This window comes from Aquabacterium sp. (assembly GCF_004297345.1).
Lineage (GTDB): Bacteria > Pseudomonadota > Gammaproteobacteria > Burkholderiales > Burkholderiaceae_C > Aquabacterium.
The window spans coordinates 1-2,105 of sequence record NZ_SCTN01000260.1 but is presented as its reverse complement, the minus strand read 5'-3'; the positions used below and the strand labels follow the sequence as shown (position 1 = coordinate 2,105).

At 60.3% G+C, this 2,105-nt stretch carries 2 protein-coding genes; both read left to right on the top strand.

Features of this window, described 5'->3' with window-relative positions; translation table 11 throughout:
* The coding region (locus tag EPO09_RS09255) for a UbiA family prenyltransferase (protein WP_290642404.1) at positions 1 to 1,027 on the top strand (1,027 nt) is incomplete at its 5' end.
* 10 nt (positions 1,028 to 1,037) lie between these two features.
* Positions 1,038 to 2,105: FAD-binding oxidoreductase (locus EPO09_RS09250; protein ID WP_290642402.1), on the top strand; the 1,068-nt coding region annotated here is incomplete at its 3' end.

Here is a 2,105-nt window from a genome sequence, read left to right as displayed (position 1 = left end):
CGACAAGGGCTTTGACTACTGCGGCAACGAAAAGGTGGACCTTGCCGTATGGCGCCATGCGCGGGCGGCCATCGTCGTGAACGCAGGGGCGTCGTTGGTCGCGGCTGCCGGCGAAGTCACCAAGGTCGAGCACGCCATCGCGCCCATGCCAGGCGGCTTGAAGGTCGTTCTCAAAGCCTTGCGTGTGCACCAGTGGGCCAAGAATGCGCTCATCTTCGTGCCGGTGGCGGCAGCGCATCAGCTGGGTGTGAGTCAGGCCTTGCTCAACAGCCTGGTGGCCTTCATCGCGTTCAGCTTGTGCGCATCGTCTGTCTACCTGCTCAACGACATGCTGGATCTGGCTGCCGATCGGCAGCATCACAGCAAGTGCAAGCGCCCCTTTGCGGCAGGCCAGCTCAGCTTGTTGTTCGGCTTGACTGCGGCACCGACCTTGCTCCTGGTGGCCATTGGCCTGGCTTGCTTGTTGCCCATCAAGTTCATGATGGTGCTGGCGGCTTATTACGTGGCCACACTGGCTTATTCGTTCGGGCTCAAGCAACTGGTGATGATCGATGTGCTGGCCTTGGCTGGCCTGTATACCGTGCGGATCGTGGCGGGCGCGGCGGCCACCGGCATCGCCTTGTCCTTCTGGCTGTTGATGTTCGCGATCTTCATCTTCCTGAGCCTGGCCATCGTCAAGCGCTACGCGGAGTTGTATGTCATGCGTCAGCAGGGCAAACTCAAGGCCAAGGGCCGGGGCTATCAGGTGGACGATCTCGCGCTGCTGCAAAGTCTGGGCGGCGCGTCTGGCTATCTGAGCATTCTGGTGCTGGCTCTGTACGTCAACTCGCCAGACATCAGCGTGTTGTACAAGCATCCCAAAATGGCGTGGGCGCTGGTGCCGATCATGCTGTACTGGATCAGCCGCATCTGGATGCAGACGCATCGCGGCCAGATGCACGATGACCCCCTTGTCTTTGCACTCAAGGACAAAGTGAGTCTGTTGACGGGCCTGGCCGCAGCCATCGTGCTTTGGCTTGCCGTCTGAGGCAGCGGACGTGAATACCCAGACCATGCTGTCCTGGGGGAGGGTGCTGCGCGAGCCCCATCAGACCTTGGGCCTTGGCAGCAGGCATCAGCCTTTGCCCATGCCGCAGGACGGCGGCAGCGTGTTGCCTTTCGGCAATGGGCGCAGTTACGGCGACAGCAACCTCAATCCCGGGGGCGCCTTGCTGCTGGGGGGGCAGCTCGATCGCTTCATCGCGTTCGATCCGGCCACAGGGATATTGCGCTGTGAAGGTGGCGTGCTGCTGTCCAGCATCATCCAGCTCGTCCTCCCTCAAGGGTGGTTCCTCCCCGTGACGCCCGGCACCCAGTTCGTGACGGTCGGCGGGGCGATTGCCAATGATGTCCATGGCAAGAACCATCACGTTGCGGGCTCTTTCGGCAACCATGTTTCGCAGTTCGAATTGCTGCGTTCTGACGGCACACGGCTGGTCTGTTCGCCAGAGCAAAATGCAGATTGGTATGCCGCGACCATTGGCGGGCTGGGGCTGACTGGTTTGATCACCTGGGCAGAGATACCGCTGCGGCGTGTGGCCAATCCTTTTCTGAACACCGAATCCATTCGCTTCCACAGTCTGGAAGAGTTCTTTGAGTTGAGTCAGGCCTCTGAGCAAGACTTCGAGTACACCGTCTCCTGGATCGATTGCGCGTTTGCAGGCAAGCGACTGGGACGGGGGCTGTTTAATCGGGCCAATCACGCGCCGGCCGTGCTGGATCTGAGTCAGGTGCCTTCCGGCTTGGCCCCCAGCTTGGCCGAAGCCGGTATGCGTGTACCTTTGACGCCGCCGATCTCCTTGATCAATACGCTGTCCTTGAAGTCATTCAATACGCTTTACTTCAACAAGCAGCGCAGCGATGTGGTGAGCGGCCTGCAGCACTATCGGCCGTTCTTCTATCCGCTCGATGCCTTGCGCGAGTGGAATCGGATATACGGCCCAAGCGGTTTTTACCAGTACCAATGCGTGGTGCCGCCCGAGCGTGCTTTGCCCGCAACCCGGCTGCTGCTGGAGGCCATTGCAAGCAGTGGCATGGGTTCTTTTCTGGTCGTGCTCAAGCAGTTT